This is a genomic window from Halotia branconii CENA392 (assembly GCF_029953635.1).
In the GTDB taxonomy this organism is placed as follows: domain Bacteria; phylum Cyanobacteriota; class Cyanobacteriia; order Cyanobacteriales; family Nostocaceae; genus Halotia; species Halotia branconii.
Genome location: NZ_CP124543.1, coordinates 4,763,513 through 4,784,684, shown reverse-complemented (window position 1 = coordinate 4,784,684; position 21,172 = coordinate 4,763,513). Strand labels below are relative to the sequence as shown.

Annotated in this window: 15 protein-coding genes; 5 read left to right on the top strand and 10 right to left on the bottom strand. The window is 41.6% G+C overall.

What is annotated here, in order from left to right; genetic code table 11:
* Positions 1-421 precede the first annotated feature (421 nt).
* Positions 422-3,586, top strand: coding sequence for a response regulator (locus QI031_RS20995; protein WP_281481577.1), 3,165 nt, complete (start codon positions 422-424; stop codon positions 3,584-3,586).
* Positions 3,587-3,662: 76 nt separating this feature from the next.
* Here the strand turns inward: QI031_RS20995 and lpxB are convergent, their stop codons facing one another.
* From lpxB to purC, 6 genes are all read right to left on the bottom strand, one after another.
* On the bottom strand, positions 3,663-4,820 hold the full coding sequence (gene lpxB, locus QI031_RS20990) for a lipid-A-disaccharide synthase (protein WP_281481576.1): 1,158 nt from the start codon (positions 4,818-4,820) through the stop codon (positions 3,663-3,665).
* A 196-nt stretch (positions 4,821-5,016) separates the two neighbouring features.
* On the bottom strand, positions 5,017-5,832 hold the full coding sequence (gene lpxA, locus QI031_RS20985; RefSeq protein WP_281481575.1) for an acyl-ACP--UDP-N-acetylglucosamine O-acyltransferase: 816 nt from the start codon (positions 5,830-5,832) through the stop codon (positions 5,017-5,019).
* Between the two features lie 322 nt (positions 5,833-6,154).
* Positions 6,155-6,667, bottom strand: a complete 513-nt coding sequence (gene fabZ / locus QI031_RS20980) for a 3-hydroxyacyl-ACP dehydratase FabZ (RefSeq protein WP_281481574.1) — start codon at positions 6,665-6,667, stop codon at positions 6,155-6,157.
* Between the two features lie 99 nt (positions 6,668-6,766).
* A complete protein-coding gene (lpxC, locus tag QI031_RS20975; protein WP_281481573.1) occupies positions 6,767-7,642 on the bottom strand; it encodes a UDP-3-O-acyl-N-acetylglucosamine deacetylase in 876 nt (291 codons plus the stop codon).
* Positions 7,643-7,928: 286 nt separating this feature from the next.
* Entirely contained in the window at positions 7,929-10,538 is a 2,610-nt protein-coding gene (locus QI031_RS20970) for a BamA/TamA family outer membrane protein (protein ID WP_281481572.1), read from the bottom strand.
* Positions 10,539-10,662: 124 nt separating this feature from the next.
* The gene (gene purC / locus QI031_RS20965; RefSeq protein WP_281481571.1) at positions 10,663-11,400 is read right to left on the bottom strand and encodes a phosphoribosylaminoimidazolesuccinocarboxamide synthase; all 738 of its coding nucleotides are present in this window, start codon (positions 11,398-11,400) and stop codon (positions 10,663-10,665) included.
* A 772-nt stretch (positions 11,401-12,172) separates the two neighbouring features.
* On the opposite strand from purC, the gene QI031_RS20960 reads away from it, so the two are divergent.
* Entirely contained in the window at positions 12,173-12,448 is a 276-nt protein-coding gene (locus tag QI031_RS20960) for a DUF7219 family protein (RefSeq protein ID WP_281481570.1), read from the top strand.
* Between the two features lie 49 nt (positions 12,449-12,497).
* Here QI031_RS20960 and QI031_RS20955 read toward each other — a convergent pair whose 3' ends face one another.
* From QI031_RS20955 to QI031_RS20940, 4 genes are all read right to left on the bottom strand, one after another.
* The gene (locus QI031_RS20955) at positions 12,498-15,116 is read right to left on the bottom strand and encodes an adenylate/guanylate cyclase domain-containing protein (protein WP_281481569.1); all 2,619 of its coding nucleotides are present in this window, start codon (positions 15,114-15,116) and stop codon (positions 12,498-12,500) included.
* A 211-nt stretch (positions 15,117-15,327) separates the two neighbouring features.
* Positions 15,328-16,467 carry a glycosyltransferase family 4 protein gene (locus tag QI031_RS20950; protein ID WP_281481568.1) on the bottom strand — a complete coding sequence of 380 codons (1,140 nt, stop codon included), beginning with the start codon at positions 16,465-16,467 and terminating at the stop codon, positions 15,328-15,330.
* A gap of 177 nt (positions 16,468-16,644) precedes the next feature.
* On the bottom strand, positions 16,645-17,808 hold the full coding sequence (locus tag QI031_RS20945) for an NAD-dependent epimerase/dehydratase family protein (RefSeq protein WP_281481567.1): 1,164 nt from the start codon (positions 17,806-17,808) through the stop codon (positions 16,645-16,647).
* A gap of 105 nt (positions 17,809-17,913) precedes the next feature.
* Positions 17,914-18,429: a hypothetical protein gene (locus QI031_RS20940; RefSeq protein ID WP_281481566.1), complete on the bottom strand. Its 516-nt coding sequence runs from the start codon at positions 18,427-18,429 to the stop codon at positions 17,914-17,916.
* 238 nt (positions 18,430-18,667) lie between these two features.
* Here QI031_RS20940 and QI031_RS20935 point away from each other — a divergent pair, with 238 nt between their 5' ends.
* The 3 genes from QI031_RS20935 (at position 18,668) to QI031_RS20925 (ending at position 21,114) form a co-directional block, all read left to right on the top strand.
* Positions 18,668-19,015, top strand: a complete 348-nt coding sequence (locus tag QI031_RS20935) for a slr0373 family blue light stress response protein (protein ID WP_281481565.1) — start codon at positions 18,668-18,670, stop codon at positions 19,013-19,015.
* 93 nt (positions 19,016-19,108) lie between these two features.
* Positions 19,109-20,620 carry a stress-responsive protein Ycf46 gene (ycf46, locus tag QI031_RS20930; RefSeq protein WP_281481564.1) on the top strand — a complete coding sequence of 504 codons (1,512 nt, stop codon included), beginning with the start codon at positions 19,109-19,111 and terminating at the stop codon, positions 20,618-20,620.
* Positions 20,621-20,763: 143 nt separating this feature from the next.
* Positions 20,764-21,114, top strand: coding sequence for a DUF1257 domain-containing protein (locus QI031_RS20925; RefSeq protein ID WP_029636060.1), 351 nt, complete (start codon positions 20,764-20,766; stop codon positions 21,112-21,114).
* Positions 21,115-21,172: the final 58 nt, after the last annotated feature.

Genomic DNA, 21,172 nt, shown 5'->3' with positions numbered 1-21,172 from the left:
AACTATCAACAAAATTCTTCTATTAGTTAACCCTAATAGTTATTAAGCAAACTAGTCTGACATCTATATTTATAAACCGAGAATTTGAGGAACTTGTGAAGAGAACAGTTACTTTTTGCTGATTTCATTCAGATAGCGATCGCTAGACTGCAACCCAATACGGTTTGGTTAAGAAATTTATCTGTGTTCGCTTAGAGTCTCCTTGAGGAGAAGACCAGCAGAGGAAGTAAAGAATAAATAGAAAATTAAACAATTATTGATTACTGCTATTATATTAATCCCTAAAGCTTGATAAGTATGATCTTTTTGTTAACTAAAGTATAATTATTTTGAGATATGTACTGAAATTCATCACAAAGATCAATTTATTTTTTACATTTGTTAACTATTTTGAGATAATTACCCTCTGGAAATTTTTATTATGAAAATTTTAATTGTAGAGGATGATGAATTAAATGCCTATGCGTTGACAGCCGTTCTTACTAACCAAAACTATGCGGTAGAAGTTGCTAAGGATGGTAATGCTGCTTGGGATTTAATTGAAGCTTATAATTATGATTTAATTCTCCTAGATGTAATGCTGCCTAAGCTAGATGGCATTAGCCTTTGTCGTCAGATCCGAGCCACTGGTCTGCAAATGCCAATAATGTTGTTAACAGGACGTGATAGCAGTCATGAAAAGGCAATTGGGCTAGATGCAGGTGCAGATGATTATGTAGTTAAACCCTTTGAAGAAGAAGAATTAGTTGCTCGTGTTAGAGCTTTATTACGTCGAGGAGTCAAAACATCACAACCAGTACTAGAGTGGGGCAACTTACGGCTTGATCCAAGTAGCTGTGAAGTCACTTATGACCAAAAATTTTTGTCACTAACCCCCAAGGAATATGCCCTTTTAGAATTATTTTTGCGTAACAGCCGCCGGGTGTTTAGCTGTGGCATGATTCTAGAACATCTTTGGTCTTATGAAGATACTCCTGGTGAAGAAGCGGTTCGCACTCACATTAAAGGGTTACGGCAGAAACTCAAATCTGTAGGAGTACCAACCGATTTAATTGAAACAGTATATGGTATTGGCTATCGTCTAAAACTCCAACAAGCAGAAGGGATACAGGCAATGCATCCCAAATCTAAAACTAAGTCTAAACTTTTAGAAACAGAATTACCCAAGCCAGAACAAACATTAGCAGCAGTAGCTGAGATTTGGCAGCGATTTAGCGGGCGGATAGATGAGCAAGTGCAAGTATTGGAGAAAGCAGCAACAGCTTTAACCCAAAAGACTTTAAATCCAGAATTACACTTGCAAGCAGCACAAGAAGCTCATACATTGGCAGGATCATTAGGCACTTTTGGCTTAACACAAGGATCAAAGCTGGCACGCAAAATTGAGAAGTTGCTGAAATCTGAGCAAAACTTAACGTCATCTCAGACAACTAACTTACAAAGTTTAGTTCAGCAATTGCGTCAGGAAATTGCAGCAAAAAAAATAGAAACAGAACCTTTATCATCAACTGCCGATGAACTTTCTTTAACCACCCAACCACTGCAACAAGTTTCCCATACAGAAGCCAAAATATTAGCTGTAGACGACGATCCGCAAATTCTGGCTTTATTACAAACTTTACTTAGCCCCTGGGGAATGCAAGTAATTACCCTCAATGATCCGCAACAATTCTGGGAAACCTTGGCAGATGTCACCCCAGATTTATTGATTTTGGATGTGGAAATGCCTCATTCCAATGGAATTGAGCTTTGTCAAATAGTGCGGAACGATTCCCGTTGGAGCGATTTACCCATTTTATTTCTCACAGTTCATAGTGATGCTGAAATTGTTAATCAGGTGTTCAGTGTTGGTGCTGATGACTTTGTCAGCAAACCCATTGTGGGGCCAGAGTTGGTAACTCGGATTGTCAATCGCTTAGAACGGGTAAAACTACGGCAGCGCGTGTCCCAAACTTCTAGTGAAAATCGCTGGAAAGTCATCTTTGATGCTGAACCAGAATGCATCAAAATTATTGCTGCGGATGGTACTTTGTTGGAAATTAACCCAGCAGGTTTAGTAATGCTGGAAGCAAACAACAGCGCAGAATTAATTGGTAAGTCAGTTTATCCACTAATTGCCCTAGAATATCGAGAAGCATTTCGGGCATTGAATGAACGAGTCTGTCAGGGGCAAAAGGGTACTTTAGAGTACGAAATTGTCAGTTGTTTGGGTAATCGCCGCTGGGTAAAAACTCATGCAGTGCCTTTGTGTCAAGAAGCCGATAACAAAATGATGCAATTAGCAATTACGCGAGATATTACTCAGTATAAACAATTAGCATTACGCAACCAGCGCGTTCGTCCACGACGTTGGCGTAGCCATCGCCTATTGGCAGAAACCGCCCTACAACGAGTCAAAAACGAACTGGAATTGAGAGTAGTAGAGCGAACTGCCGAGTTAATTACTGTCAATCAACAGCTAAAGTTAGAACTTGATGAACGTCAACACATACAAGAAGCATTACAGATTTCTCAAACTCGGTTGGCACGAATTTTAGATATTGCTGATGATGCGATTATTTCTATTAATGCAGCTCAACGCATCACCTTGTTTAATCAAGGCGCAGAGAAAATTTTTGGTTACTCTACTCAAGAAGTAATGGGACAAGACCTCAATATACTTTTACCACTGCGTTTTTCCTATGCACATTGTCAGCATGTAATTGACTTTGGTAAATCGTCCAATCTGGCCCGCAAAATGGGAGAACGACGAGAAATATATGGTTGTCGCAAAGACGGTAGCGAATTTCCGGCAGAGGCTTCTATCTCCAAATTAGATCTGGGCAAAGAAATAGTTTACACAGTAATTCTGCGAGATATCACAGAACAAAAGCAAATTGAACGAATGAAAGATGAATTTGTCTCTATTGTGAGTCATGAACTCCGCACACCTTTGACTTCAATTCACGGCTCTTTAGGAATGCTAGCTAGTGGTTTATTGCCAACAAACTCAGAACAAGGAAAACGTCTGCTACAAATCGCTACTGATAGCACCGAGCGTCTAGTACGCTTAATCAATGACATCTTAGATATTGAACGGATCGAGTCAGGTAAGACCGAAATGGAACCACAAAGCTGCAATATTGCTGACTTAATCGCTCAAGCAGTTAATATTATGCAACCCCTCGCAGACAAAGCGGGAGTGACGCTATCCATTTCTAGCCTATCCATCCAGCTACAGGCAGATCGAGAACGTATTGTCCAAATTTTCACCAATTTACTCAGTAATGCTATTAAATTCTCGACTTCAGGATCTACAGTTTGGCTAATAGCACAACAACAAAAAGAGCAAATTCTGTTAGCAGTTAAAGATACTGGACTTGGCATACCAACTGATAAACTTGAGAGCATCTTTGACCGCTTCCAACAAGTTGATTCTTCTAATTCTCGCAACCACGACGGTACAGGTTTGGGTTTAGCAATTTGTAAAAGTATTGTGCAACAGCACAACGGACACATCTGGGCTGAAAGTATACTGGGGAAAGGCAGCAATTTTTACTTTACTTTGCCGTTGTTTTCTACTTCCCGCAGCAATTTTTCAACTTGATTTTGCCAGAAAGAGAAAAAAGATCAACTATACTTAAACTCTCTTGCTTATCCCAAGGAGAAATATTCCCTTTAAACTACTTATTTGGTAGCATTTGCAGAATTTCTTGAGCAGCGCGATCGCACACTCCCACTTCGCCTAAACACTGCCGCATTTGTTGATAATCTGTTAAAGTTTGCTGGCGACGTTCAGGATTTAGCAATAATTCCATTACCGCTTGAGTAATATTCTCTGGTGTGGCTTGCTCTTGTAAGAACTCTGGCACAATTGGCCGCATTACAACTAAGTTGGGTGGTGATGCAAAGGGTATAGAACCTTTGAGAATTTTTCGGGCAATCCATACCGTAATGGGATTTAGGCGATAAACCACAACTTGCGGCACATTTAATAAAGCTAGTTCCAAATTTACAGTGCCAGATTTAGTAATGGCAAAATCAGCAGCGGCGAATACTTCTTTTTGTTGACCTGAGACAACAGTAGCCCGTAAACCGTAACGCTCAATTGCCTCTTTGATTGGCTGTTTGTAAATTTCTAAAGACAAAGGAATCCAAAAATGAACTTCCGGTAACTTCGCTTGAATAGTTTGAGCAGCTGCAAAAATTACTGGTAAAAGATATTTTAGTTCTTGATGGCGAGAAGCTGGCAAAAGAGCGATCGCTGTTTGTTCTGGCGTAATATCCAATTTAGCGCGGGCTGCTTCGCGACTGGGGGCGTTTTGCATCCGATCAACGAGAGGATGCCCTACCCAACTTACTTTTGCGCCGTTACTGCTAAAGTAACGGGCTTCTTCGGGAAAGATTGCCAACAATTTATCTGTAAAGCCGACAATTCGGGTAGTGTTACGTAAACCAACTGACCATACCCATTCTTGAGGAGCGATGTAATACACTACAGGTACTTGTGGTAAGTGCTTTTGCATATAAGTACCAATACCGAGATTTGGCCCCATATAGTCAATTAACACTACTAAGTCAGGTGGATTTTGTTTGAGAAAGGCGATCGCTCGTCGTTGTACCCTCAGAGTAGGCAAAATATAAGGCAGAGATTCTATTAGACCCATTGAGCCGATACCACTGGTATCACCCAAAATAGTAGCTCCTGCCTCTGCCATTCTTTCGCCACCTAAAGCCACAATCTCTAATTGCAAATCAGCAGCTTGACGCTTCATCGCTGCAATCAGCATCGACCCTTGCAAATCGCCAGAAACTTCGCCAGTGCTGATAAATATCCGCATAATGTATTACAGCTATTTTTTAGGTGAATGAACCACATCTTTTTTATCGGGCTACGCCCCGCTTCGCTAACACGCAAAGGCGCAAAGGCGCAAAGAAAAGAAATATGTGGCTTGATAGATGAATACTGCTGTAAGTAGTCAAAAGTTAGGAGTTAAAAGTTTAATTCGTAACTTACAACTCCTAATTCATTATTTATCATTCATCGTTCACGCTTGGTTTACTCTTTGCGGGAATCAAACCGCGTCTTCCTGGCATCTGAGAAAGTAGCAAGAAGCGACGTAGGTTTTGTAGTTGTTCGGTTTCTCCCAACAATTCCAACTGTTCTAAAGCATCTTTAAAACTTAAGCCAGAACGATAGAGAATGCGGAAAGCTTTTTTGAGGATTTGTAACTCTGCTGAACTCATCCCAGAACGTTTGAGTCCCACAAGATTAAGCGTTCTTACCCGTGCCGGATTGCCTTCCACTAGCATATAAGGTGGTACATCCCGATCAATGCGTGCCATACCTCCGACCATTGCGTGTTTACCAATGTGTACAAATTGATGCACACCCAACACTCCGCCTAGCCTAGCTCGTGACTCTATATGGACATGACCTGCCAGTGCTACTGAGTTAGGAATGATTACATGGTCTTCAATTATGCAGTTATGAGCTACATGTACATAAGCCATCAGTAGGTTATTATTACCGATTACTGTTGCTTCACCAGCACCAGTAGCACGGTTGATGGTAACGTACTCACGAATCGAGTTATTATCACCGATTTTGACCCAGGTAGGTTCTCCTACAAATTTAAGATCCTGGGGTTCCATACCAATCGCAGCACCTGGAAAAATCTGATTTCGTGCGCCAATGTCACAAGGCCCTTCTAGCACTACATGAGCGCCAATTATGGTTTCAGGGCCTACTTTGACATGCTCTCCAATCACAGCATAGGCTCCGACTTGCACTGTATGGTGGAGTTCCGATTTAGGATGAATTACAGCAGTTGGATGAATAAGCGTTTTCAAGGGTGAATCTCCAGAACTGTCTTGAGTAGCCAGTGTCCTTTAGGTTTGCCTACTCCTTCAGTTGGGCTAACCTTCTTGAAGGATTGACTCACTGTGCAAGGGGTTATCCCCCTTGAGAAGACTGGCATTGCTAAGTGTGTAAGTGTTCAGTTGCCGAAAGTGTGAGGAAAAGCAAGTAAAGTATGTTCGCTTGGCAAACACCAGAGGGCATCGAAAATTAAGAAGTTATTAAGTGCTGTTGTGGATTATTTTTTACTACTATCCTTATTCAGGACAAAGTAAAGGTTTTTCACGGTTATACCCGTACCACGCCAGCAAATTTCTAATTAATTAAAGAAAACATCAATTCGCCTTCAGTAGCTAGCTGACCATCGACTTCGGCACGAGCCTGCATTTTACCGAAACGACGTTGTTTTACACATAACAGTTCCACCGTCATTACCAGCTGATCTCCTGGTACAACTTGGCGGCGGAAACGGACTTTATCGATACCAGCAAAAACAAACAGTCCGTCTTCAAATCCAGGTAACTGCTTCAAAACAATTCCCCCAACCTGTGCCATTGCTTCTACAATCAGCACTCCCGGCATCAGTGGTCTTCCTGGGAAATGTCCTTGAAATTGGGGTTCATTTACAGTAACGTTTTTAACGCCTACAGCCAATTTCTCTGGGATATAGTCAATTATTTTATCTACAAGTAAAAATGGATAGCGGTGGGGTAAGAGTTTTTGAATTTCTTCAGATGAAAAAGTTGTTTTAATTTCATTAGTAGCCTGTTTTTCGGTAGATGCAGGTGCGATCGCATCGGTGCTGTTGACTTGGGTAAGGATTGACATTAGCAGTGTGGTTGATTTTCAATCTGGTAAACGGAAATTAAGCAGGTTTGCATGGAAACCCATTGAGGATTTTAGATCCAATCCGTCTTGTCAAGTTTGCTATACAGTAAAACCCTCCTTACAACCTTTGGCAAAATCTAAAATTTTCTGAGCTAGTTGAATGTGTAAATTATGGCTAGCTTTATACGCTAAAAAATGAGCTTGTGGAAAAGTTCCTAGTAAACTCAAATCTCCTATTAAGTCCAATATCTTATGACGGACTGGCTCATTTGCAAATCTTAATGGTGGATTTACCCAGCCTTCAGAACCACAAACAAGTGCATTATCTAAACTGCCACCTTTAATTAACCCTGTTTGTTGTAAGTGTTCAATTTGATGCAGTAAACCAAAAGTCCGAGCCGGAGCAATTTCGCTAGCAAAGCTGGCAGCAGCATTATCTAGTTCGGTAGTTTGTGACCAACTATGCCATTGATTACCAATAGCTGGCGGATCGAAGTCAATACCGTAACTAAAGCGGGTTTCTGGGGCTGGAAGGACACAAACAAAAGCATCGCCTTGATAAACCCATATTGGCTCTGTAATAACTAGGGGTATTTGGTTGTTATTAACTGGTTGTGATTTTAAACCTGCTTTAGTGATACTCGTTGTCCACACCTGGGCTGAACCATCTAAAAGTGGTACTTCTGAGCCATCAATTTCAATTCGGGCGTTATCTACACCCATACCCACAAGCGCTGCTAATAGATGTTCTACCGTGCGGACACAGACCTCACCTTTACCCAACTGAGTCGAAAGCACAGTCTGATTTACTGCTGCAACTTGGGCTGGAATTATCGGTAAATCCGGTAAATCTACCCGCACAAAGTAGCGCCCACTGCCTACATCGGCAGGTAATATCCGCACATTGGTTACTACACCACTATGCAGTCCCACTCCGGCTTGGGTGATTTCCGCTGCTAAGGTGTGCTGTTGCATAGGTAAAAAGTGAATATATAGAGCTTTTCGTTTTAGTCAGTTACATTTCATTGAGATCAGGGACTAGGGATTAGTAGCTATTTACCTCATGTAATTGGGAACTGCTATATTTTGATTTGTATCATTTTATGTTAAGTTTTGGCAAAGCTTCTGTTTTGTTTCCAAGAACACAACCGATACCTTTAACGGTACAGTATTGAAGCAAATGATAAAAATTAGCAAGCGAAATTAAATCAGTTGTCAGTTATTATTTACCACTGACAACTGACCACTAACCACTGACAACTTAAAACCTTTCACCAATACCAAAGTTAATGCGGCTATCACCATCATCATTGATGCCATAGTCAATGCGAATTGGCCCTAATGGCGACTGTACACGCACACCAAGACCGTAACCGTAACCGCTACCATTTTTGTTCAGTACTTCAGCGGTTCTAGTACTGGTTCCCAAATCAGTGCCAACATCCACAAACAGTGCGCCGCTAACTACTGAGAAAACTGGGAAACGATATTCTACGGATGCTTGTACATAACTGCGTCCGCTGGTTAAGGCTCCTTCTTCGTAACCCCGAACAGAGTTGCTACCACCAAGAGTAAAAGCTTCGTAGGGAGGTAAGTCACCAAGAACTGTTCCGCCTTGCAAGTTAAATGCTAGGGTTTCTGGCCCTTGGGTAAAGTTTGTAAAATTGACAGGTACATATTGGCTATAACTCCCTCGTAATCTGGTGAGTAAAATACTACCTAGTCCCACTGGTACTGACTGATCAAGCCCAAAACGCAGGTAAGACCCACTGGTGGGCTGCAAGGGATTATTACGTAAGTCGCGCTGGGCTCCTAATTGCAGCAGTAGCAAATCGTCTTCGCCTTCGCCAGAGAAGCTCAAAGGAACTGTAGTATCACCAATTCGGTTGCCATCATCATCAAATACCGCCCCTTCTTTTCTGAGGTTGCCATCAGCATCACGGGTAGACACTCGTTGATACTGCAAACCCGCTGAAGCTGTCCACTCTGACTTTTCGTAGGGATTAGCAGAAAGAGGACGACTGAAGGTAACACCACCACCTAAACGTAAAACACGGGGGCGATCGCGATCTTCAAATGTGCCATCAGATCTTTGATTACCAAATGTTCTAATATCCTCATCTTGGCCATCAAAAATCAACGAAATTGAACTCCGACGGAAAATATTGGTTGTATAAGATGTCCGGTAAGGATCTCCCGCAATCCAGGGATCTGTAAACCGCAGATCAAACAGTAACTCTCTTTGTCCTACTTGTAACTCTGCTCCTAATTTTTGGTTTCTGCCGTTGAGGTTTTGCTGTTGGTAGCTAACAGTACCAAACAATCCACTAGCAGAACTAATACCAGCCCCGGCAGCAATAGAACCGCTGCTACGCTCTGCCACATTTACCACTACATCCACCTTGCTGGGGTCAGTACCAGGATCAAGAGAGACATTTACATCTTCAAATAATCCCAATCCATATACCCGCTGTAAGTCTTTTTGTACTGTGTTGCGGTTAAATACTTGTCCTGGTTTCAACTCCACTTCGCGCTTAATAATATATTCCTGTGTCCGACCGCGAATTGGTTGCCCTTTCTCGTCTGTTTCTTGACCTTCTTTGTTGCGGAACCGGACTTTAACATTCTCTACTACCCCTTCTGCCACTTGCAAAGTCACAACACCATTTTCAGAAACTTTCGGCGCTCCAATCACATTTGCCAGCACATAACCTTGGTCTTGATACCTCTTGGTTAATTGCTTGATACCCTCTTGCAATTCCCGTAAGTTGAGGATTTTGCCATACTGATTACGAAAAATTTCATCCACAGTATTAGCAGGTAATACAGAAGCAACACCAGTACCAGGATTGGCTTGTATTTCTACCTTCGACAAAACAGGATTTGGTTGGACGACAAAACTCACCCGTACCCCTAAAGGAGTATCTTCTGGAACTGCTTGGACATTGGAGAAAAAGCCAGTACCAAAAATGGCATTAATATCTTCTTGCAGCTGGGAACGGGTTGTTGTTCGTCCTGGTTGGGTACGAATGACTTGATAAACTTGGTCTTCTAGTTCTGGCGCTAATTGCCCAGCCTGGGGTCTAACCACCACTTCTGACACCAACACACGAGGTTCAGCCGCTTCTGGGGCTGCATCAGGAGACGGGGAAGGGGTTGGTTGCCCGGTTGCTGGGGGTGAAATTTGGGGAGTGGAATTAGGCTGTTGAGTATTTTCAGGCAATACAGGTGTTATCCCAGGGGAGTTTAAATTCTCCTGAGATGGAGTCGTTCCCGGAGATGGAGGTAAATTCTCTGGAGTAGAATTAGGCTGTTGAGTCTTTTCAGGCAATACAGGTGTCATCCCAGGGGAGTTTAAATTCTCCTGAGATGGAGTCGTTCCCGGAGATGGAGGTAAATTCTCTGGAGTAGAATTAGGCTGTTGAGTTGGCGGATTTGGGGTTGTTTCCAGGATTTGTGCAGTTGTTGGCTTTGTAAGACTGTGCAGTATGACATCTGATGTTGTCTTTGCTGCTGACTTAGCCGGGAAAACTGCGATGACGGTAGACTGGGAATTTCCAACCTCTGTCGAGTTCAAGTCAGATTTGAGGTTCTCATTAGTTAAAACTTGAGTTGAGTTCTGTTGGGATTTTTGATTTGTTGCAGGTGGGAAATCTTCTAATACCTTAACCTCTGTCGAGTTGAAGTCAGATTTGAAGTTCTCATTAGTTAAAACTTGAGTTGAGTTCTTTTGGGATTCTTGATTTGTTGCAGCTTTGAGAACCTCTGTTATTTTTTTATAATTGTTAGCGCTTTGTGCATTTGCGCTCAATGAACTGCTCAAAGGCGCTGTAATTGCTACAACTGCCATCAATACGGGAGATAAACGCATTTGATTTACATTCCTCTTCACATCCACACACCATCACAAACTGGTAAATAGCCATAGTTAGTAACAAATGACAACTGACCACTGACAACTGACAATTCACGCGAGTTTAATATATTTTGCCCACTTAATTTTTAATTTCTACTACTTGTAGTACTCTTTGTAAAACCTCCTGGTAAGCATCTTCTACATTCCCTAAGTCTCGGCGGAAGCGGTCTTTATCCATTACCCGGCGGTTGGGGTCTGCTTCTGCGCTGTCCCACAAACGGCAGGTGTCAGGGCTGATTTCATCTGCCAAGAGTATCTGCTGTTTTGAGTCCAAACCAAATTCTAGTTTGAAGTCTACTAGGGTAATGCTACACTGCTGCCAAAAGCCACTGAGAAACTCATTGATTTGCAATGCTAGATTGGTAATTGCATCTACTTGTTCCGCAGTAGCTAGTTTTAACAGTAGTAGGCGATCGCGTGTTAACAAGGGATCTCCTAATTGGTCATTTTTGTAATAAAACTCTACCAGAGGTTGTTGCAAAACTGTACCTACTGCTAAGCCAGTTTGTTGACACAGACTGCCAGCAGCAATATTTCTTACCACCACTTCCAAGGGCAAAATCTTCACCGACTTCACCCGCATTTGATTCTGAGACGGACTATCAATAAAGTGAGTTTTTATACCATATTCTTCTAGTTGTTTAAACAACTGAGTGGAAATACTACAATTTATTTTTCCTTTGCCGACAATACTGCCACGCTTTTGAGCGTTGAAAGCAGTGGCATCATCTTTAAAATCAGCTAGCAAGACTTGTGGATCGTCCGTTGTATAGAGAATTTTTGCTTTGCCTTCGTATAACTTGGAATGAACAGACATGTTAGGAGGTAAATTTATGGGCGAGGGGCAGCTTTTGTCCTTTCGGGCTTAACCATTTTATCTTTAGTTATTGGAGATTAGCTATTGATGGTTAATCAGCCACCATCAAACATTAATAGGACTTATGCAACGCCGATATTGTCATTGCGACCGGAACGGAGTATGAGGAAGCAATCCCAGCGTTAGGGTAGATTACTTCGCTATCGTACCCTTCGGGAAGGCTAACGCAAACGTAATGACGGAGTTACGTTATTTTTGCGTAAGTCCTGATTAATTAGTGCGTGAGCAAAAAATTACATTCAATGTCTAACCCATGACAGAAGACATGGGTATTGGCTTAATGTTATTGTTTGTTTATAAATTAAGTATGTTTTTATACTAAATTATAATTAAAAAAATTGATAAAACCGTTATATAATCAGGCATATATACAATAGTGCCGAAGTAGTAATTGACGTTTTTAGAGGAAGTTAATCACTGTCTGAATTTCATAAAGATGGCAAAATAATGGCCAATTGAAAGTAAAGTAAAGTAAATTATCGTCCGTCATTGAGATTTACACAAATTTTATCTGTAAATCATTATTGTAACCCTTGCCGTCAAAGCATTCCATCATTTATCTTCTAGTCTTAAAGTCATAATTAACAAATTCCTGGACAACATTAGCTGAAGAGGTTATCAATGATTTAGTTTCTTCAGATCTAACAAATAGAGACGAAAGTTACTAATGATTCCGCTTCAAATCATCAAAAGCAGGAGGTGAATTTAATAAATGGAGAACAAAATAATGAGCAAAGATCAATTTCTCTATCCTCGTGGTCGCTACTACGGTCAAGTAAAGCCAGAAAACTTAGTTTTTAACGCCAATTTACAAGAATTTGCCCAACGGGTAAGTTATATCTGTAATTTAGAGACAGGCGGAAAACTACCACCTGGTGAAGCTTACGAACAAATCAAAGCTTTATGGAAACAACTGAAAAGAACAAAAAAACAACTACAAATTGGCGAAGATCCATTTCAAAACGAGGATGAAGACACTCAAGAATGAAAGATTAGTCAACAGTCAACATTACAAAACTTTTGACTATTGACATTTGCTACTTGCCAATTACCGTCCATGCACCATCCCAAGATTCTATAGGTGGTGTATGTTGGTAATTATGAGCGCGTTCTAAATGAATATTAACGCCTTGATCAAAAGGTTTAATTCGTTTAGCAGCCTCAAAGCAAGCGATCGCTTGGAGGAAGTTACGAGACAAATAAGCAGCACGTCCTGCATGATAATGGAACAAAAACTCTTGGGTAGTAGCATCTAAAGGGCTGCTGCGATCGCCAATTAGCTCATAGATATTCACAGCTTGATGTTTACCTTTAACACGAATTTTATCTAGCCGCCGCACCCAGATTAAATCGCTACATAGTTGATAAGTGAACTCGCTTAAAATAATATCGCAACCGTATTCTTTAGTTACTCCTTCCAAGCGCGAACTTAAATTTACACTATCGCCAATTACCGTGTAATCCATGCGTTTGTGAGAACCGATATTTCCTGAAACCACATCTCCAGAACTAATGCCGATACCTATTTGAATTTGGGGCTGTGCTTGAATAATTCGTCGTTGGTTAAATTCTTTGAGACGTTGGCGCATATCTAATGCTGATTGCACCGCTTGCCAAGCGTGATTTTCTGTTAGGGGTAAAGGCGCACCAAACACTGCCATTAAGGCATCACCCATAAATTTATCTAATGTACCTTCGTAGTTAAAAACTGCCTCCACCATTGTTTCAAAATACTGATTTAGTAGAGTTACAACTTCAGCTGCGCCGAAATGTTCTGTAAGTGTTGTGTAGCCTCGGATATCAGAAAATAAAATAGTAACTTCTTTGCGTTCACCCACCATTAAGGCATCTTCACCCAGCATCATCACTTGTTCCGCAACATGAGGAGTTAAGTAGCGGTACATGGTAGATTTCATCCGTTTTTCTTGGCTGATGTCTTCCAAAACCACCAAACCACCCCGTACCCCGCCTTCTGGGTTAGTTAGGGGATTAACAGTCAGATTAATACTACGTTCTAAGATTTCTACTTGGCTAGAAGCAAGAAACTCCGACTGGGGAGTTAAAGGCAGATTCCAAGGAATAAAAAAATCTGGGTTAGTGCGATCGCGCAATGTCAAAATTAAGTTTTCAGTCATCGCAGTTGACCCAGAAGAAAAGCCATCTTGCAGTTTTTCGCTGAGTTCTGAGTCCTGAAATTCACTGGAAAATGAGTATAATCCCAACGTCAAATTTTGCTCTGGTACATAATGCTTTGCTCCAGAATTTAAACTGTCTTCTAAGCGCATTTGCAAATTTTCAATAGGCACAATTTCCCAAACTAAGCGACCGATTAAATTTTGTTCCCATAAAAGTTTATTAATTTTGGTGTTAGTTCCTTCTAAGGGACAACCCAGTAAAGTTAGTGCCGCATCATTAATTGTGACAATTCGACCTAACATATCTGTAGAAATTACTGCATCTGACAGACTTTGTAAAATATCTTTTTGATATTGTTTTTCTAAGAGTACATTTTCAAACAAACGAGCATTTTCTAAGGCAACTCCAGCCTGGATATTAAAAGCCCGCATAAACTCTTCATCAGAAGCGGTGAAGCTACCTTGTTGCTTATTAATTAACTGTGTCACACCAATTAGTTCATTTGCCGAATTAAAGACTGGCAAACACAAGATGTTACGAGTGAGATACCCAGTCTTTCTATCTATAGTCGGGTCAAAACGAGGGTCTTTATAGGCATCGGGAATATTGAGCGCTTTTCCAGTAGAAGCCACATAACCAGCAATACCACGGTTGGCTGGCATTTGAATTTCTATCAGATCTGTATCATCTGCCGCGGCTGCAACTTTTGTCCAGAGTTCGCCCATTTCTTTGCGATACAAAAATAGTGTACTGCGGTCTGCTTGCATTAAAATCCGGGCTTGCTCCATGACTATCTGCAAAGTTGCTTCTAAGTCTAAACTTTGCCCTAAAGTCTGGGTTGCCCGTAAAAGAGCTGTCGCACCTCGTTGATTACGAGCTGCTACATAAAAAGACTGACAGCTTTCTAAGATAATGCCAATAGAAGCAGCAAAGTCTCGAAAACGTTCTTCATCATCATGGTCAAACGGAGTATTTCCTGCTTTATTTGCCAGTTGTACTACTGCTACAGTTTGGTTTTTACTACTAATAACGGGTACACATAAAAGATTATTAATTGTGTAGCCCATTTGTTTTTCTAACTCTGGGCTGAATAAAGGATGACTAGAAGTATCAGGTATATTCAAATATTGACCAGTACTGGCAACATGACCTGGGATACCAACTTTGATGGGAATACGAATTTCTAAAAATTTTTGTGTATTATCCTGGGGTACTTTTGACCACAGTTGACCTTTGTCATAATCCACCAAAAAAATTGCTGTGTGTTCTGCTTGGAGAATTTGACCAATTTTGAGTGTGATTGCTTCTAGTACTTTCTCCAACATCGTTTCTAGAGCTTCATTATTAATGAGTTCAATTGCTCTAAGAAATTGCTGAAATTCAGCAGTGATAAAGTCTAGTAAGCAAACAAATTCGTTAACAGAAAGGTCTTTGACACGACGCAACAAAGCGTGAGTGCGATTAACTTGAGTCAGTTCAGTTAATGTAGCTAAGACACTACCAGGATTGGGAAGATTCATATTAATTCGTAGTTCGTAATACTTTGACTTCGCCCTTCGGCTCCGCTCAGGTTGAACTCAGTACAAGTGACGCTCCTGCGTCGCTAACGTAATTCATAATGACAGTTGTGGACTTGCTAGCATCATTACGCTACCCAATTCAGTTTAAATCCCCCACTAAATTAAAGATTTAGTGAGGGTATGAATCCCGCTTTGTTCCCTTTTGCCCTTCTCAATAAACTGCTGGTGTCAATTGTTCTGCAAATACTACCTTTTGATAGTAATCTTGCAGTTGGCTAGTGGCAGCTGCCCATCCCCAACTTTCTGCTTCCCGGCGAGCATTTTGACGAATGATATCTCGTTCTTGTTTGTGTTCTAAAAGGCGAGTAGTAGCAGAAATGGCATCTTGAATATCTGCTGTCGGCTCAAAGAGATATCCATTTACGCCTTCTGTGACAATATCAGGAATGCCGCCAGAACGAGCTGCTACGACTGGACAACCAGCAGCCATTGCTTCTAGCAATACTAAACCTAGTGTTTCTGTGCGGGAAGGAAAGACAAACGCATCAGCGCTAGCAAAAGCAGCACCTAATTCTTGCCCAATCAAATATCCGACAAAATGAGTATTTGTGCCAGCAAAATATTTTTCTAGGGCTTGGCGGTGGGGGCCATCGCCTACTAATGCCAATCGCGCTTGGGGAATTGCTTCTAATATTGGTTTGATGCGCTCAATTTCTTTTTCGGCCGAAAGGCGACCGACGTAGAGAAGTAAAGGACTTTCCGGGTGATTTTGTGACAGACGCGATCGCATCTCTATACTAGCTAAATCAGGATGGAATAATTCTGTATCTACCCCCCGTTGCCATACATGCACCCTTTCGATTCCATGTGCTGTTAATTCCTCCATCATCGCTGTAGAGGTGCAAAGATTTAATGCAGCTTGATTATGAGCGCCTTTGAGTAATTCCCAAAGAAACCCTTCTAACATTCCCAAACCATAATGTTGGAGATATTGGGGTAAATGTGTATGGTAAGAAGCTACTAAAGGAATTTTAAGAACTTTGCTATAAAAAATCCCAGACAATCCTAAAACTGCTGGGTTCACAACATGAATAATGTCTGGCTGAAACTCTTCTAGTGCATAACCAATGCTAGGGCGGGGTAATGCCATTTTCAACTCTGGATACAATGGCAAGGGAAAGCCGGTAACTCCGTAAACTTTAGCTCCTTTGTGTTCAGTAATGCCACCGTCAGGGGCAATTACCAAAACTTCGTTTCCATGACGTTGTAAATGGTCAACGGTATGACGCAAGCGGGTAACAATACCATCAACCTTCGGCAAAAAGGTTTCGGTGAAGAGGGCGATTCTCATAAAAAACTATTCAGTACAGGCAAATAATGCCAACTTAAGAGCGCGTTTCAAGAGGCAGGGGGAAGGGGGCAAGGAGCAGGGGAGGAAAGAATTTAGAGACCAATCATTTGTATTAGATATTTAGTGAAATGGTATGAGTCTCTGTGCTGCCTCTTTCCCTGCTCCTATGCCTTTATTTCATGCTTTGCTTTGACGATGCCAAGAGACTTTGGGCAGAATTTGTTTGTGATCTGCTCGTTTTTGATACTTGATCGCAAAATTCAACAAAGAATCAAGCAGAGAATCTGAGAGATAGTGAGGCTGTAAACCTAGATCCAAAAGTTTGGTGTTTTTAGCATTGAAGTAATGTTCTTCTTTTTCAACTCTGGGGTTATCTAAGTGATTGATGTCTACATTTAGCCCCATTGCATTCCCGGCTTTTTTCACCATTAACGCCAAATCACCAACACTGAATAGTTCGGTAAATTGGTTAAAGACGCGGAACTCTCCTGGTTCGGCGGGATTAGCGATCGCTAATTCCACACAGCGCACTGTATCTCGGATATCTAAAAATCCACGAGTTTGCCCACCTTTACCGTAGACGGTTAGGGGGTGAGCGATCGCTGCTTGAATGCAAAAACGATTCAGTGCTGTACCGAATACTCCATCATAATCAAGGCGATTAATTAACAGTTCGTCCATTCCCGTTTCTTCGGTGAGAACGCCGTAAACTATTCCTTGGTTTAAATCTGTAGCCCGTAATCCCCAAACTCGGCAAGCAAAGTGAATATTATGGCTATCATGGACTTTGCTTAGATGATACATGGAACCGGGCTGTTTGGGATAAGGCAGGGTATCTTTGCGCCCATTGTGTTCAATGGTAATGTACCCTTCTTCAATATCGATGTTGGGCGTACCGTATTCACCCATTGTTCCCAACTTCACCATGTGGCAATCGGGGAAATCTTCCCGCATGGCATACAGTAAGTTCAAAGTACCGACTACGTTATTGACCTGGGTAAGAACTGCATGTTCACGGTCAATCATCGAAAAAGGAGCTGAACGCTGTTCACCAAAATGCACTATGGCATTAGGCTCAAATTGGTGTAGTACTTTTTTGAGAAATTCGTAATTAGTAATGTCGCCGATGAATAGGTCGATAGATTTGCCAGTCAAATCTTGCCAGCGCTGGAGACGTTGCTGAATTGGCGCGATCGGAGTCAGAGTTTCGATACCCAGTTCATTATCCCAGTGCCGCCGCACCAAACTATCTAAAATCCCAACATCATAACCTCGATTGGAAAGGTAAAGTGCAGTTGCCCAACCGCAATACCCATCTCCACCAATAACCAGGACTTTCATTTTCACCAGTTTTTACTCGCTGATAGCTAAATCTATCAGGTTTCTGTACCCTCTAAACCATTAAAAGCAAGAGACTGGTTAGTAGTTAAACATAAATTAACTAAATTATTGAGGAATACGGTAGTGCTGAGCAATGTAGTAAAACAAACGATAGTAATCTGGAAATTCCTGGTTTTGGCTTTGCCCTTGCCAGTAGTATTTGACTTGATCTTGAGTGAGGCTCAATTTCATTGAACTTACTTGTTGATTAACTTCTACAAGCATTTCCCCAGAGATTCCTTGATCTGTTTGAAAGTTGGAGTTGATCTTGTGGTCTTTGGTAAAAGCATCTGGTGGCCGATTAACCGCCCATGCCCGAATTTCCACTGTGTTGCTTTGAGGTGATACTAAGACAATGCCATCATTATTTGTTGGGGGTGGTAAAGCTGTCCAGTTGCTGGGATATGGGAACTCAAAGCCATAACGTTCATTTTGATAAGTTTTCCATGTCAAATCAGCACCGTTCAAACTCGACGCAGAACATCCCCACAAGAAGATCAACAAAGCGATCGCTACGTTAATCACTTGAGCTTTAGTATAAATTTTTTGCCCTGCTCTACAGACTTTTACTGTAGTGAACATCTTTCTACTTTTAGCCACAGTTAATTCTATGGGCAGCTTAGCAATACTGTATGACGATTTGATTTGGGTTCAAATCAAATTTAGTAGCAGTTTTATAAGTAACTATGTTAATAAAACAAAAGTCTATTTTGTAAAAAAATGTAACAAAAATGCCGTCAAAACGTTTTGCTGTCTTGACAACTGAGAAAGTAGCGGATAACGTTATATACATACCCGGGTAAGGCCGTCAAAGAGTTATATGCAAGCTAAGCAAAAGGTCACTTTGTATTTGTCGCCAGAACTGCACAAAAGGCTGAAGATTCGTTCAGCCGTAGATTCTGAACCTATGTCAGATCTTGCTGAACGCGCCCTTGTCTTCTACCTAGCTAACTCAGAATTAGTAGAGGAAATGGAAACTTCAGCCTTTGGAAGAACTCATAGAGTTTATTCTTGTCCAAATTGTGAAAGTTCATTAGTTTTACGTGATGGGGAATTGGTTACTTTGGGTAGTCAGCCAGGAGTAGTCTCTCAAGAGCATCTTCCCATTGATGAAATGGAAAAAGATGAAACCCATCCTAAGGGTGAGGAAGAGTTGGTTCCTTGCTAGGTAAGAATTATGAATGAGTATTCATAAATTCGGTTTTCACTACCAACAAAACGATGTCTTTACTGTATTGAAGGTCTCAAGTAGGTCGATTGTATGAAAGAAGAGCTCAATATTTTAATTCAAGCTCAATACCCTCTAATCTACCTTGTGACCTCCGAGGAAGAGCGGGCTGAGCAAGCAATTTCCACAATTGCCCAAACTTTAAAGCCCCAACGCCGAGTGTTTGTTTGGACAGTAACTCACGGCATCGTGGAGTATGGTCAACCCCGGAATGTCACCCAGCACAATACTGTTTCTCCAGAGGCGGCTATTGAGTGGATCATCCGGCAAAGAGAACCTGGTATATTTATTCTTAAAGATTTACATCCATTTATTGATGCGCCTGCTACAAATAGATCTTTACGTGATGCGATCGCTAGCTTCAGAGGTATGCAAAAGAACATCGTTTTGATGTCTCCTATGCAGCAAGTACCCATTGAACTAGAAAAAGAAGTTGTAGTTCTCGATTTTAAATTACCTGATATGTCTGAGTTAAACAAAGTTTTAACTCACCATATTGAGCAAAATCGCGGACGAAGACTCACAACAGAGGCGCGAGAAAAGCTTCTTAAAGCAGCTTTGGGTTTAACCAAAGATGAAGCTGAGAAAGTGTATCGTAAGGCACAAGTAACTACAGGCCGCCTAACGGAAGAAGAAGTAGATATAGTTCTATCTGAGAAAAAGCAACTGATTCGGCGTAATGGCATCTTAGAATACATAGAAGAAGATGAAACCATTGATGCTGTAGGTGGCTTAGAAGAACTGAAAAACTGGCTCAAGCAGCGTTCTAACGCCTTTACAGAAAGAGCTAGAGAATATGGTTTACCTCAACCAAAAGGAATGCTAATTTTAGGGGTTCCGGGCTGTGGTAAGTCATTAATTGCCAAAACTACCTCTAGGTTGTGGGGTTTGCCACTCTTAAGGTTAGATATGGGTCGAGTCTACGATGGCTCGATGGTAGGGCGGAGTGAAGCAAATCTACGTAATGCCCTCAAGACAGCAGAATCAATCTCTCCAGCGATTTTGTTTATTGACGAATTGGATAAATCCTTTGCAGGTAGTACAGGTTCATCTGATTCTGATGGCGGCACATCTAGTAGAATTTTTGGTTCTTTCCTCACCTGGATGCAAGAGAAAAAATCTCCAGTGTTTGTGATGGCAACTGCTAACCGAGTTGAACGTTTGCCTGGAGAATTTTTAAGGAAAGGTCGTTTTGACGAAATTTTCTTTGTAGATTTGCCCACATCTGAAGAACGGCAGGATATTTACAAAATTCACCTGACAAAGCGTCGTGAAGACATCTCTCGCTTCGATTTAGAGCAACTAGCTAAGATGTCCGATGGTTTTTCTGGGGCAGAAATTGAACAAGCGCTCGTTGCGGCAATGTATGAAGCATTTGCCCAAGACCGTGAGTTCACCCAACTAGATATTATTGCTGCACTTAAGGCGACTTTGCCATTGTCTCGTACCATGCAAGAACAGGTAACAGCCCTTAGAGATTGGGCTAGACAGCGCGCACGCCCTGCGGCATCCTCTGTTGCTGAATATCAGCGAATGGAGTTTTAAAAGCTTTCCCTTGCTCATCCAAGGGTAAAGGCTAGCTGAAAAATGCTAGCAGTTAAGAGAAAAAGCCGCTTCCAATTAAATGCGGCTTCGCTGAAGATAAACCGTTGTCGTTGTTCTGAATCTTCTCACTGGAGGAAACCCAAATGTCTCATTTTAGCACTCTGCGTACCAAGATCACCGATGCTGAAATCCTCAAAGCTTCCCTGCGCGACCTAGGTATCAGCACAAAAACTGAAGCTGATGTTCGTGGTTATAACGGTCAGCGCGTGCGTTCCGATATCGTAGCTGTTTTGGAAGGCGAATATGATCTAGGTTGGTCTCGCAATAGCGATGGTTCTTTTGACCTAATCGCTGACTTGTGGGGCGTTGCTAAAAAGCACAACCAAACCGAGTTGATCAATTCTATCAACCAAAAATATGCAGTTAACAAAACATTGGCTGAAGTAAAACAGCGCGGTCTGCAAAACGCCAATGTGAAGTTGGTATTGCAATAACAATTTCTCTGCGCGTTCCCAAAGCTGAACGGGTTAACCACATAAATGACGGTTAGCC